11 protein-coding genes and 1 pseudogene are annotated in these 13,127 nt (G+C 55.5%); 9 read left to right on the forward strand and 3 right to left on the reverse strand.

Going from position 1 to position 13,127, the window contains the following annotated elements:
- The 3 genes from BP858_RS08115 to larB form a co-directional block, all read right to left on the reverse strand.
- The coding region (locus BP858_RS08115) for a hypothetical protein (RefSeq protein WP_286879259.1) at nt 1–1,180 on the reverse strand (1,180 nt) is incomplete at its 3' end.
- A gap of 54 nt (nt 1,181–1,234) precedes the next feature.
- The gene (locus BP858_RS08120; protein ID WP_074175192.1) at nt 1,235–1,744 is read right to left on the reverse strand and encodes a nicotinamide-nucleotide adenylyltransferase; all 510 of its coding nucleotides are present in this window, start codon (nt 1,742–1,744) and stop codon (nt 1,235–1,237) included.
- Complete coding sequence (gene larB, locus BP858_RS08125; protein ID WP_074175193.1) at nt 1,741–2,514, reverse strand: nickel pincer cofactor biosynthesis protein LarB; 774 nt, start codon at nt 2,512–2,514, stop codon at nt 1,741–1,743. Before larB ends, BP858_RS08120 begins: the two co-directional genes overlap by 4 nt.
- Before the next feature lie 47 nt (nt 2,515–2,561).
- Here larB and BP858_RS08130 point away from each other — a divergent pair, with 47 nt between their 5' ends.
- The 9 genes and pseudogenes from BP858_RS08130 to BP858_RS08170 form a co-directional block, all read left to right on the forward strand.
- Nucleotides 2,562–2,894, forward strand: a complete 333-nt coding sequence (locus tag BP858_RS08130) for an ABC transporter permease (RefSeq protein WP_074175194.1) — start codon at nt 2,562–2,564, stop codon at nt 2,892–2,894.
- 16 nt (nt 2,895–2,910) lie between these two features.
- Nucleotides 2,911–4,143, forward strand: a complete 1,233-nt coding sequence (gene hisS, locus BP858_RS08135) for a histidine--tRNA ligase (protein ID WP_286879261.1) — start codon at nt 2,911–2,913, stop codon at nt 4,141–4,143.
- Complete coding sequence (locus tag BP858_RS08140; protein WP_014866699.1) at nt 4,130–5,932, forward strand: DNA topoisomerase VI subunit B; 1,803 nt, start codon at nt 4,130–4,132, stop codon at nt 5,930–5,932. Before hisS ends, BP858_RS08140 begins: the two co-directional genes overlap by 14 nt.
- On the forward strand, nt 5,925–7,013 hold the full coding sequence (locus tag BP858_RS08145) for a DNA topoisomerase IV subunit A (protein ID WP_214166564.1): 1,089 nt from the start codon (nt 5,925–5,927) through the stop codon (nt 7,011–7,013). Before BP858_RS08140 ends, BP858_RS08145 begins: the two co-directional genes overlap by 8 nt.
- 368 nt (nt 7,014–7,381) lie before the next feature.
- The gene (locus BP858_RS08150; RefSeq protein ID WP_157203636.1) at nt 7,382–7,684 is read left to right on the forward strand and encodes a hypothetical protein; all 303 of its coding nucleotides are present in this window, start codon (nt 7,382–7,384) and stop codon (nt 7,682–7,684) included.
- A gap of 751 nt (nt 7,685–8,435) precedes the next feature.
- Entirely contained in the window at nt 8,436–9,095 is a 660-nt protein-coding gene (locus BP858_RS08155; protein WP_062262480.1) for a DUF1648 domain-containing protein, read from the forward strand.
- 324 nt (nt 9,096–9,419) lie between these two features.
- Nucleotides 9,420–10,517, forward strand: a complete 1,098-nt coding sequence (locus BP858_RS08160; RefSeq protein WP_286879262.1) for a hypothetical protein — start codon at nt 9,420–9,422, stop codon at nt 10,515–10,517.
- Nucleotides 10,480–12,171 (forward strand): ABC transporter ATP-binding protein, encoded by a 1,692-nt coding sequence (locus tag BP858_RS08165; RefSeq protein ID WP_286879263.1) that lies wholly within the window; start codon nt 10,480–10,482, stop codon nt 12,169–12,171. Before BP858_RS08160 ends, BP858_RS08165 begins: the two co-directional genes overlap by 38 nt.
- A gap of 306 nt (nt 12,172–12,477) precedes the next feature.
- Nucleotides 12,478–13,127: pseudogene (locus tag BP858_RS08170) on the forward strand (hydroxylamine reductase); the annotation flags it as partial.

Raw genomic sequence — 13,127 nt, forward strand, 5'->3', positions numbered from 1 at the left:
GGTTCTCAGCCCGGTCCCGTGCAGCAGTCTTTGTCTCGCGCTCCTTCTGGAGTTCAGAGAGCCGGGCGGTGAGACGCTGCTCTTCGATCACGCACGGGAGCGCGGCATAAGTCTCCCGGAGCGCCGCACGCTGCTCCCCGATCTCCTTTTGCCGGTGCAGGATCTCGCTCATCCCGGCGGGAAGGGTCTTTGGGTCCGAGAAGAGGCTGATCTCTTCCTGGTTCTTGAGGGCGAGGTCCCCCTGCCGGACCAGGGCGAGGGTTGCCGGCATCAGAGATTCGGTCTGGCTGACCAGGGCATCCTCGTTGTCAGGGAGGGGAGCTGTGTATGCATCGAGGATCCGGTCGAACGCCGCGGCCGTCGCGCCGTCCCCGGCCTTCGCTGCCACCTTCCCTGCCTTCCGGAAGACATGGATGGCAGTGGTCCGGATGGAAGCGGCCTGCCGCCCTACTTCCTTATCCATGGTATCGAGCTCACGGATCTGCTCACCGATCTCCTCCCGTCTTGCGTAGTCCGGGCGCAACCTGAGCGCGGCGAGGTCTTCCTCAGTCTTTTGGATCTCTTTGTTCATCTTCTCCAGCGCCGCCGCGTAGTCCCTGACCTGGCCGGACGCGGCGGCATACTCTTCCCTGATCCGGGTGAGAGATTCATGCAACTCCCGGACGGTTTCCACCTGCTGCCGATCCGTCCGCGCACGGGCGACCGCCTCAGTCATGGCATTTATCTCTCTCCCGAGATCCCTGAGGGTGGTGCGCACCTCCTTCATCTCATCCGGGTAGAGGGAGGAGAGGTACTTCCCCTGCCCCCTCACCGTCTTGAGCGCGCTCTTCAGTATATCGGCGGCGGTGGCGTAGAAGGTCTCCGGGTCGCCGGAAGGTTCGCGGGAGAGGATCTGGGTCATGGACTTCGTGAACTGGGGGAGCGCCTTCTTTGATATATCCCGGAGCCGGGGGTGGACCCCCTCCTCGCCGCCTGCCGTCTCCATACGGGTGACCACATCCCTGAGATGGTCGAGGGTGCCGCTGATAGCCTCCTGTGACGGGGCCGTCGCACCAGAGAGGCTGTTTCTTATCTCCGCCTCGCGGGCATCCAGCCATCCCGGCAGGTCGTCAAAGGAGAGTGCCAGTGTTTCTTTCTGAGGTTCGGTTCGCCGAAAGAGGTTTCGTAGTTGCTTAAACATGAGTCCACCCGATCCTGGTATACCCTGTGACGGCCGTCCTCATCAAGGATTCCGTCAGTCGCTCCCCGCGATCCGCTGCAGCCGCTCCACGCCGTGGATCTCGCGAATAACGTCCACGACGGCGGGGGGGACCAGGTGCTCCCAGGGTTCGCCGTCGAGCATCCGCCTCCTGATCTCGGTGCCGGAGTGTGTCTGCCGCTCGTACATATCGGGCGACTGGACGTCCATCCCTGTTTCGCTGAAGAGCTGCATGACGAGGGGGTTACTGGAGTAGACGGTATCAAACGGCGGCGTCATCGACCGGACGTGGGCGACCCAGAGGGCGTTTCTCTGGATATCCTCGATGGGGATGACATAGAACGGGCATCCGAGGCCTTCGAGCGACCGGGTGAGCATCAGCACCCGTTCTCCTGCCGTGAAGGGGTTTGCCACGGTATGGGAGAGCTGGGCGCTCCCCACCCCGATGACGATCTCGTCGGCAGAGCAGGCGATCCGCTCCAGCACCGACTGGTGGCCGTTGTGGTAGGGCTGGAACCGCCCGATGTAGAATCCCCTCCTGTTCATACCTGCCTGCCCCCGTGCGCGATCTGCGCTGCAAACGCGCCAGCCGTGAACCCGGCATCGATGTTCACGACCGCGAGCACCGAACATGCCTGGAGCATGCTCGCAAGCGCCGCCTCGCCGGCCCCCATGTAACCGTAACCGGTGCTCACCGGGACGCCGATCACCGGGCGGTCGACCAGTCCCGCAACGATTGCAGGGAGCGTCCCCTCCCGCCCGGCGGCCACGATAAAGACGTCTGCCGGTATGAGTTCTCTGAGCGCCGAGAAGAGGCGGTGGATCCCGGCCACCCCGACGTCGTATGCCGTCCTGACCTCACACCCCATCTCCTCGGCGATGAGCCTCGCTTCCTCGGCGACAGGGATGTCGGAGGTCCCTGCTGTGAGGATGGCGACGGTCCCGCCCCTGGGGTCCGGTTCCTCTCCCGTCGAGAGGACGATGGCCCTTGCCGCCTCCCGGTGCTCCATCCTGACCTCCGGCGGCAGCCTGGCCTGCAGGGCCTCGATATGCTCCGGCGAGACCCTCGTCGCGATGCACCGGCCCGATGCCTTCACCTGCGCAAGCATGATCTCGGCAAAGGTCCCGGGCTCCTTTCCCTCGGCGAGCACCACCTCGGGCATGCCGCACCGCACGCTCCGCCCGGTATCGATCCGGGCCATACCATCGATCATCTCGATGCGGAGCCCTTCGATGGCGGCCATCGCCTCGTCCTCAGATATCTCACCGCTACAATACATCCGGAGGATGTCCCTGATGGTGGCATTCGGCAGCATAACCTGATAACAAAAATAGGAGTGGAAGTATAATATTACTTCATCTCATGTCATACCTCGCCTATGTCGCAGGGTTCGGTGTCGCCGTTGCCGCTTTTCTGTGGCTCCGCGACCTGCGGATCTTCTACCGTACCGGTCTACCCGGCTACCGGAGGGCAGCCTACAGGGGCGTCCTGTATACGGCGCTCGCCCTGTTCGGCTACTTTATCACCAGTTTAACCGAAGACTGGGTCTTCCTCGGTCTCGGCCTGGTCCTTGCTGCGCTCTACCTCCAGGGTCGGGTCGAGCGGGAGCGCGTGTGGCGCAACGAAGGCACGATTCAGCGGTTCTTCGGCAGTGTGGAGCGCACAAAAGATATGAGTACGCGCAAGAGACCATAATTAGGGAGAATATCGAATGCTTCAGAAACCACGGGGAACAAGGGATTTTTTACCAGATGAGATGGAACGACGGCGACTGATCGAGGGGCGGATGCGGGATGCGGTCCGCCGGTGGGGATACCGGGAGGTCTGCACGCCCGATTTCGAGCACCTTGAGCTCTTCACGATGAAGTCGGGCGAAGGGATCATCCAGGAGATGTACACCTTCGAGGACAAGGGAGGTCGGCAGATGACGCTCCGCCCCGAGGTGACGGCGGCGGTGCTCCGGATGTACGTCAACGAGGGCAAGGTCCTCCCGAAACCCATCCGCTGGTGCTACTTCGCCGACTGTTTCCGCTATGAGCGCCCCCAGAAGGGTCGCTACCGGCAGTTCTGGCAGTTCGGTGTCGAGCTGATCGGTGCAGATACGGCGAGCGCCGACGCCGAGGTGATCATGCTTGCCGACGAGGCACTCCAGTCAAGCGGCGTCACGTTCGACCTCCATGTCGGCCACCTCGCACCAATGAAGCATCTCCTCTCCGACCTCTCCCCGGAAGACCAGCGGATGATCATGGCCTGCCTCGATAAGCGTGACCAGAACGCTCTCTCGGCGGCGCTCGAGGGGAGGGGTCTTACCCACCTCACCGAGCCCCTTGCGGCGCTCTCTGAGTGCCAGACCGTCGCTGAGGTCTTTGAGATCGCAGGTGACGTGCCGGAGCGCGCGCGAATCGAGGAGACGTTCGCGCTCCTCGACTCGCAGGGGATCGAGTACCGGCCTGACTTCGGTATCGCCCGGGGGCTTGACTACTACACCGGGATGGTCTTTGAGGGGTTCGCCCGGAACCTCGGCGCTGAGAACCAGATCCTCGGCGGCGGCACCTACCGGCTTGCCCACCTCTTCGGCGGCGACGACGTGGCCTCATGCGGGTTTGCTATAGGGTTTGACCGGGTTATGGTCTCGATCGGCGACTTCCCGCTTGAGCCTGGGACCATCGTCGGCGTCGTCTGCACGCCCGAGGCGCGGGAGCGGGCGCTTGAGGTTGCCCGGGCCTTCAGGGACGCAGGAGTAAGGACCGAGGTTGACCTCATGGAGCGGGGGATGGGCGCCCAGATCGCCCACGCCGCAAAGACCGCGGACTTTGCCGTGGTGCTCGGGAAGCGCGAGGTCGATGCAGGCACGGTGACCCTCAAGAACCTGCACACCGGCGAGCAGCAGGAGAAGAGCCTTGAGGAAGCCATCGCTGAGGTAGCACGGCATGGCGATCGCTGAGGATCTCGCCAAACAGCAGCGGAGTATCAGCGTTGCAGAGTTCTTCGAGAAGAACAAGCACCTTCTTGGTTTTGACTCGCCGACGCGCGGTATCATCACCACCATCAAGGAAGCGGTGGACAACGCGCTCGACGCCTGCGAGGAGGCGGAGGTGCTCCCCGATATCTTTGTCGGCGTGAGAAAGGTCGATACCGAGGTCTACCGGATAACGGTCGAGGATAACGGCCCGGGGATTGTGCCCAAGAACATCCCCTTCGTCTTCGGGAAACTCCTCTACGGCTCCCGGTTCCACCAGATCCGGCAGAGCCGGGGGCAGCAGGGTATCGGGATATCGGCGGCGGTGCTGTACGCCCAGCTCACCACCGGCACCCCGGCTCTGGTCATCTCCCGGACGGGGGCGCGGGAGAAGGCTCACCGGTTCGAGCTGATGATCAAGACCGAGACCAACGAGCCTGAGATCGTCAGCCACGAGGAGATCGACTGGGACCGGACGCACGGGACGAGGCTCGAGATCCAGTTCAAGAGTACCCTTGCCGCAAAGAAGCGGCTGCTCGACTACCTCCGCCTCACTGCAATCGTCAACCCCCACGCCAGGGTCACGGCCGATATCGACGGCGAGGTGACGACGTTTGAGCGGGTAGCAAGCGAAGTCCCACCGTGCCCAAAACCCATCCTCCCCCACCCGCACGGGATCGAGTTCGGGGCGTTGAAGAGGCTTGCCGATGCAAGCACCGGGACCGTTGAGGAGTTCCTTATCGGGAGTTTCTCCCGTGTCGGCATGAAGACCGCGGACGAGATGATCGGGATTGCCGGGCTCAAACCCTCCCGGAAGGTGAAGAGGCTCGATGCCGATGAGTTGAAGCGGCTCCTTGACGCCATGCAGAGCGTGAAGGTTCCGGCCCCGCCGGCGCAGCAGTGCCTCTCCCCGATCGGGGAGGATCTGATCTGCAGGGGCCTTGAGAAGGAGATCCAGCTCGACTTTGTCAGGGCCCGGACCCGCCCGAGCGCGGTCCATGGCGGGCACTCGTTCATCATCGAGGCGGCGATCGGGTATGGGGGGAAGCTCCCGGCAGAGGGGAACGCCCAGCTCTTCCGGTTTGCAAACCGCGTCCCGCTCCTCTACCAGCAGGGCGCCTGCGCTATCACGAGCGCTGTCTCACAGGTGAACTGGAAGAGCTACGGGCTCTCGCAGCAGGGGCTTCCTGTGGGCCCGGCGCTGATCATGGTCCATGTGGCATCCACGAACGTCCCCTTCACAAGTGAGAGCAAGGACGCGGTCGCGTCCATCCCTGAGATCGAGCGCGAGATCGTGCTCGTCCTCCAGGAACTCGGCCGGGAACTGAAAGCCTACCTCTCCCGCCGGGAGCGCAAGAAGCAGCAGGACGACCGCGCCCGGGCGGTATGCTCGATCATTCCCGAGATCGCCGCCAAGGTGAGCGAGATCGTGGAACTCCCCCTGGTGGATACCTCCCCGATCGAGGGGAAGATCATGCGGAAAGTAGTCGCCAAGAAGCGGACGAGCGACGGGAAGGTCTGTATCGAGGTGAACAACTACACGGCGAGGGAGGTCGCGCTCACCCTCTACAACCTCTCCCGTGATGCGGCGGAGGATGCGGACCCCCGGCCCGACTTCGTGGACGATATCGGCGGGGAGTACAATAAGGTCTGGCGGTGCACGCTCGGCGCCGGCGAGGCCTGGCAGGTTGTCTACACGGGGGCGGGCGACGGGACGCTCGACCTCCGGGGTGTGGAGGATAACAGGAAAGTGGTGGTGGATCTCGATGTCTAGGGAAGAGATGGATGCTCTTGCAAAGGGGCGGCTGGTAGGTATCGCCCGCGAGTGGTATGACCAGATGCGGGACGGTATTGTGCCGTTCGTGCGGTTGCCGACGCGGACGAAACAGAATATCGAGTACGATGACGAGAGCGAGGTCTGGAAGTACGGCGATAAGGAGAGCACCCGGGCGGCGACGACCGAGAAGAGTGCGGTCCACCTCCTGAAGATGGCCTACGTCATCGGGTTTTTGAAGCAGCAACTCGTGGAGAACCGATCGTCGACCTTGAGAGAGCTCTATTACATCTCAGAAGGGTGGAGGCGAGCGAAGTTCTCGGCACAGGATGAGAGCAACCTCCTCGTCGAGGACCTCGAGATCATCACCGACGTCCAGCGGGAGGCGTTCCACCTCAGGCCGGAGGAGGACGGGGCCTCGATCTTCGGCCCCCTGCGGATACGGGAGACCACCCGGCGGGGCGTGCGTGAGATGCACTGCCAGGAGGATGTCGGGGAGGCAGGCTACCCCATCCCGAACAACGTCGATACCCTCGACTTCGTCGACCATGACGCGAAGTTCGTCATCGCTATCGAGACCGGCGGTATGTACGCCCGTCTGATGGAGAACGGGTTTGATGAGGAGTACGGGGCGATCCTGGTCCACCTTAAGGGGCAGCCGGCGCGGTCCACGCGGCGGGTCTTACGGAGGCTCAACGACTCGCTCGATCTGCCTGTCGTGGTCTTCACCGACGGCGACCCGTGGTCCTACCGGATCTACGCGAGCGTCGCCTACGGCTCGATCAAGAGCGCCCATATGTCTGAACTCCTGGCGACCCCCCAGGCGCAGTTCATCGGGGTGCAGCCCACTGATATCTCTGACTACAACCTCCCTGCCGATCACCTCACGGAGCAGGATATTAACGCCCTGAAGGCGGAACTGACCGATCCGCGGTTTGCGACCGAGTACTGGCGGAGCCAGATCAACCTGCAGCTTGATATGAAACTGAAGTCGGAACAGCAGGCGTTCGCGAGCCGGGGGCTCGACTTCGTGACGAAAGAGTACCTGCCGACGAGGTTGTCGGAGATGGGGGTTATCTAGAGCGGGAACTCTGCTGGAGATATCGGGGTTCTCTGACAAAGGGGATCCCTGATATCATCGGAGCCTCACACTCCTTTTTCAGTTGCGTAACGAGATCTTTTGAGTGTTGAATACCGGGTGCTCAAAGCAGGGGATTACGTTCATGCTTACGGCCGTGTAGATCTCCGGGATATTGAGTAGACTTCTCACACGATTTCTCTATTCCTGCACGATTTTCATTGTAACTTGTATCGAGCAGAAACCAACTAACGTCCAGATGCCGACCATCCCGGGTATTCCTGTCGGCGTGCATTGGGTTTGACATCCTCAGGAGCAGTTGCGCCCCGTTCATTGCGACGGTGATAGTTATCAAAGACCAAATCCTCTGGGTGACCGCGACCCTGAACAGCAACGACCTGGATGAAGACGGTGTGCCGGACTACGAGAGAGACGGGTACACCGGCGGGTCGTGCTCTTGGCTGGTCGGTGAAGAGAGCGCCTCGTCGCCCTACTACATGGTCGGCTGGATCGGGTTCTCCTGCCTCCCGGTCGCGGGCGGCATCACCGACATCCGCGATGTGGGGCTCGAAAAAACCGAAAATATTCTAGTGATGAACCGGGAGGGGTTCCTCCTGGTAGAGGCATTTTGGGGCGACCTCGCCCACTATTTCCCCGGAGCACAAAAGATATAGGTCGACCAACGTCAGTTGGTCATGCACATCTATAATGCCTGTGGCTCATGATGCACTCTGTTGAAACCTCGTTCCGGTGCTAGTCCCTCCGAGGATGTGGGTGCCGGACATGAACAGTTCCCCAGGAGCGCCGACGTAGCGGTGGATCGGAGTGGACATCGCAATTGGGCGATCTCCCCGCACAAGGCAATACCCTCTCGAAGACCTTCGGTCTTCTCAAATTCCTGCCTTCGCATCTGACGATGTTCTAACTCTGGTTCTAACGGATCACTTTACGTCCCGGTGTCGATTTTCTACCTGCGACTGCTGCGCTCCTTCCCTGTTCCCAAGTATGGGGGTTGTGTAGGGTGACAAGTGGTAGTTCGTAGAATCGGGACTTGAGAAACCCGAATGCATATGTGTAGCAATAGGTTGACGGGTAATTTACAAAATGAGCGGAGTATTACGCCTTGAAGAGCAGAAGTTTGATCTGAAAAATAGATGGTAAATCAATATGGAAAACTATATTAACTTATCCAACATCTCGATTCATTGTCGAAAGGTAGGAGAGGAAAATGAGTGAGTATGTAGCACCAGCAATTGTTGAACTCGCTAACGGTGAAGGAAGCACACTGGCGTGTGACAACACCTGTGCCATATGTGGGGGTTCATGCAGGCTTGTGGCATACTTGCACGGGGGTATCCATTCAAAACATCCCGCATGTACAAACTTGGGAATTTGTATTAATGAAGAAAATTCTGAGGTTAAAATATGATTATCGAGATCGTTTTGAGTCTGCTTCTCATCGCTCTCGGAGCGATATTTATTGTTGTGCCATTCAAGAGAAACCGCATCTTTGGCCTGAGGATACGGTCGACGTACGAGTCTGAGGCGTTTTGGAGAAGAAAGAATCGGTATTTCGGTTTTTTCCTCCTGATCACCGGTCTGCTCCTCCTGCTCTTCGTTGACACGGCATATTACTCGCCATTCCTCCTCTCAGCCATCCTGATCTCGTTCCTTGCAGCATATGTTGAGGAAAAAAGTCCGATCATAACGCCTCTTGCGATCTTTGCGCTCTCTCTCCTGACATATCTCTGCGCCTATCCCATCCTGCCAGAGCAGATGGCAATTCACTTCACCGGACTCCAGGCGGATGGATGGGGCGCGAAGACCTCGTACCTCCTTGCCATGGCCACACTCTCCTCTTTCATCTTCCTCGTTTCGGTCTTCGTCGCACGGTTTAGAGAGGATGTGTTGCCGATCATGAACGGCTCGCTGCTTCTTCTCCTGTCTCTCAATGCGTTCGTTATCTCTGCTCAGTTTTACGGCGAGCAGCTCATCGCCTTTGGCTATCTTTCCCTGATAATTCTTCTGATGTTTATAACCCATCAATATCTGACAAAGATACGGATATCGGGCGTGGAAAGATGAGGGATGTTTCAGTTCAGATCATTGCCCTCATTTTTTCTTTATGCAATATAGCGTATTCCAAAGTATCCGGCGATTGCAGATTCATATGATTTGGAGCGCTCTTAAACGAGTTGACAGAGATTTGAGCCATAATGTGCGTCGGAGTGTGAACGCAACCTTCACTCGACTATCGCCTCATGGGGAACGAGGATCCTGCAGGGACCTTGTTCGAGCACCACTAGGTCACAGTATGACCGACCACAAGGTGAGAGGCTTGAGAAGGCTGGAGGTCTTTGAGGGAGGGATCGGATATCCCCCCGGCACAGTGTTTTGTGGAATGGGGATATGATCAAAGTAGAATACGTTGCACAGACTGATCAGGCGATAGATTGCGGAATCGCAGGGATAGCAATGCTTGTGAAGTGCTATCGTCCTAAGGTCAGTTATGGTGAGATAGTTTCTTCTCTCTCCTTACCCTGTACATTTTCCTATTTTCCGGGGAGTCTCGCATCCCAGGCGACTTGGCTGTGGGATGAGGATTATAGGTTTTTGGCAGAACTCTACGGATTGAGATACATATCTTCTCCTCACCAAGGAAACGCGACCGATGAGCACTATGAAGAGTATCTTCAAGAGATAAAAAACTACGTAGATAGAGATATTCCGATTATGGTTGGGGGTTGGGATCTCTACTACGATGAATTTTACCGGACACGGTTGGAGGCATGGGGAATGGGGCCTGGACAAACTGGGCACAACATCATTGTCGTAGGCTATGGCAGGGATGGCATTTATTACCTGGATCCAGGTGCTGTCGTCAATAAGAGAGATAATGTCGGACATGTTACCTATCTACAGAAATATGAGGCCTTCAGACTAGCTGTGACATCGTTTCCTGGAGTGGGGAAACTTTACTACTGTGCCTATGAGAATATTGCTGAGCCACTATTGGGGGAAGAGAAGATCACGTTGATCGATCAGAGAAGTAGAAAAAAATACTATGGACATCATGATGTGTATGATCCGGTTTATGTGGATATATTCCGGCATTCTGTGTTTGGGTCCAAAGCTTTTGATGCGTTGGAGCGGGACCTCGAACTAGAGATTTTCTCACACATAATTACTAGGAGAAAATATTATTCAAATGAAGGATTCTTGGCGTCTTCGCTTGGCGTTGGGAGCATACGCTATTCCTTTTATACTAATGCATGGGCAACTGAATGGGGGAGTACCTACCTTAAGGAGACAGGACAAGAAGATAAGGCAAAAGTTATGGCAGATCTAAGCGTCAGATTCAAAGAAGGAGAAAAGATATTCACAGATATTTTCTGCGCGTATGAAAATGATGGTTCTCTTAACTCTCGAAAATTGAAGAGATTGCAAATTATAGTTAAAGAGTTGGAATATGGATATAGAAATCTCCTCAAATGTAAAGAAACTTGAAAAATACAGATTGTTCTTTCGATCTCATGTCCGCCCCTATTGGGCGTACATAGGTCTCCTGTTGCTTTTGAGTATAGTTGGTATTCTCTTTGGTGTTATATCTCCTCTTTTTATGAAAGATTTGATAGATGATGTGATTACGCAGAGAAAGACCGAAAGTTTTACTTATCTGATTGGTCTGTTATTCCTCATCTGTATCTCGTCGAGCATAGCAAGATATTTTTCGGTGTCCTTGACTGGGAAAATAAGTGCTAAAGTCACAAACTCAATACGGAAAGGCATTTTTATCAGCTTGCAGTGCAAAAAACTGAATGAAATTTACAAAGTTAAGAGTGGAGATGTTTTGAGTAGATTCATGAATGACATATATGTATGTCAGAATTTGTTCACAAGTTACATAGTTCAGTTGTTCTCATGTGTGTTTGGGATAATATTTCCTTTGACAATAATGCTAATGCTTAAGTGGGATCTGACTGTGATCTGTATCGCCCCAATTGTGATTTATGTTCCTCTGTCATTCTATTTTGGACAATTTTTAAAAATGGGGCAAAAAAAGATCCTTGAAATAAATGGAAAAATATCTACATTTCTTAGAGAATCCCTATCTATGATCCCTCTTATAAAATCATTTGGACTCGAAAAATATCAGCAGGTCCGGTTTGAAGAAAATCTTGATACATACTATAACTCAATTCTTTCAGTATCTCATGTGAGCGCGTTATATCTATCGATAACTAATGCCTTGATATTTTTCCCGCTACTTATGCTCTTCATTGTTGGAGGAAAAATGGCTATAAATGAAATTATCTCCATAGGCACTCTTTTTGCTTTTTCGGCTTATTTAATGCAATTTTACTCCCCGGTTAATTCTCTAGCAAATCTCTGGAGTAACATAAAAATGAGTTCCGCTGCCTTTGATAGACTGCATGAAATTGTAGAGCTCGAAGCAGAAAGCGACGGGAAAATGGATTTGAAATCGGAAAACAAAGAAATTGTGTTTGAGAATGTTTCTTTTTCGTATGGTAAAAATAAAATCTTTGAAAGGTTGAACATAACTTTCAAAAAGGGAATGAACTTTGTAATAGGCGCTAACGGAAGCGGGAAGACAACAATCTTTCATCTTTTAATAAAACTTTATACTGTCGAAGCAGGAGCGATTAAAATAGACTCTCAAGATATCAGTGAAGTGAGTTTACCATCCTTGAGGAGAAACATCGCCTTGCTATCACAAAATATTCAGTTAATTGATTCCAGCATTTATGAGAATATCCTTCTAGGGAACTTAAGCGCGTCTGAAGATGCTGTAGTCAATGCTGCTAAAAAAGCAAAGATTCACGATTTCATAGTTAGATTGCCAAATGGCTATAACTCACTCGTTGGTGAAGATGGTTTGGCGCTTTCTGGAGGAGAAAGACAAAAGATATCTCTGGCACGGGCAATCCTAAAGGATTCTCCCATAATCCTTCTAGATGAGGTTACAAGCCCGATAGATAAGGAGTCAAGGGACTGTATATATAATGTTCTCAGAGAGCTGTCATCAGGAAAAATAATCATCATAGCCACACACGATTGCTCTGAAATAAGGGAGGGAGATTGGATAGTAGATCTCAACAAAGTTAATGTAGGGAATAGAATCTTAGCGCCTCTTTTGTAGGACATCTGCTTTCGTCCAAGTGTATATCTCGTCACGGACCGTAACGGAAACTCTGAGAACCGACCCAAAAACATCTCTACCAAGATGCACTGACTTTCCATAGTAAGAGTTCTGGATGGGTATTTTTCTCACAACCCTCGCGAAGTCAGTCATCAATGTGGAGGTATGTGCTGTGTTGCATAACTCTAATTTTTCGACCCAAACAGAAAAGGTGCCGGACGTCCCTTCCGCCCGTTCATGCCAAGAAACGAACGTTGGGGACGCCCGTACCCTGATACTCGCGACTGGAGTATATATAATGCATGCCTGGTCAAGCGCGGCGAAGTTGGCGTGAAGACCCTCGCCCTCCTTGATGCGGCGAATACCGCCACCTACGGGACGCCCGAGATCACGACGGTCAGCACCGCGGCGGGCACGCGCCCGGGCATCCTCGTCACCGGCCACGACCTCAAAGACCTTGCCGACCTCCTTGAGCAGACCGCGGGGACGGGTGTGCATGTCTACACCCACGGCGAGATGCTCCCGGCGCACGCCTACCCTGGTCTCCGGGAGTACGAGCACCTGGTCGGGAACTACGGCGGCTCCTGGCCCTTCCAGCGGGAGGAGTTTGAGCGGTTCAACGGCCCGGTCCTCGTCACCACGAACTGTCTTGTCCCCCCGAAGGACTCCTACCGCGACCGGGTCTACACCACCGGGCTCGTAGGCTACCCGGGACTCAAGCACATCGGGACCTCCTCGGATGGGAAGAAGGACTTCTCTGCCCTGATCGAGCATGCGAAGCGGTGCAAGCCCCCGGAGGATCTCTCCCGCGGCGACCTGGTCACCGGATGCGCCCACGCCCCGGTCCTTGCCATCGCTGACGCGGTCGTCGACGCGGTGAAGTCCGGCGCTATCAGGCGGTTTATCGTGATGGCGGGCTGTGACGGGCGGCGCAGCGATCGGGACTACTACACCAG

This window comes from Methanoculleus sp. UBA413, from assembly GCF_002502935.1.
GTDB classification, from domain to species: Archaea; Halobacteriota; Methanomicrobia; order Methanomicrobiales; family Methanoculleaceae; genus Methanoculleus; species Methanoculleus bourgensis.